Consider the following 251-nt stretch of genomic DNA (forward strand, 5'->3'; position numbering starts at 1 on the left):
AGCTCGAAGAGATCCGCCGCGAGCGCGCGCGCCTGCAGCGCGAACAGAGCCTGGCCGAACAGAAGCTGCAGCAGCTCGCCGACCGCCGCGCCACCCAGGCCAGCCAGACCGCCGCTGCGACCACGCCGGCCGCCCAGGCCGGCAACCAGGGCGCCGACACCGGTCTGCTGGCGCGCTATCAGGCGGCGCTGCAGTCGGCGATCAAGTCCAAGTGGACGCGCCCGGACTCGGTGCCGCTGGGCGCGGCCTGC

Annotated in this window: 1 protein-coding gene; it reads left to right on the forward strand. The window is 74.9% G+C overall.

The window, feature by feature from the left end; translation table 11 throughout:
- On the forward strand, positions 1-251 hold a 251-nt coding region (locus HKX41_12520), incomplete at both ends, for a protein TolA (GenBank protein NNC24959.1).

Origin of the sequence: Salifodinibacter halophilus (genome assembly GCA_012999515.1) — a bacterium.
GTDB classification, from domain to species: Bacteria; Pseudomonadota; Gammaproteobacteria; order Nevskiales; family Salinisphaeraceae; genus Salifodinibacter; species Salifodinibacter halophilus.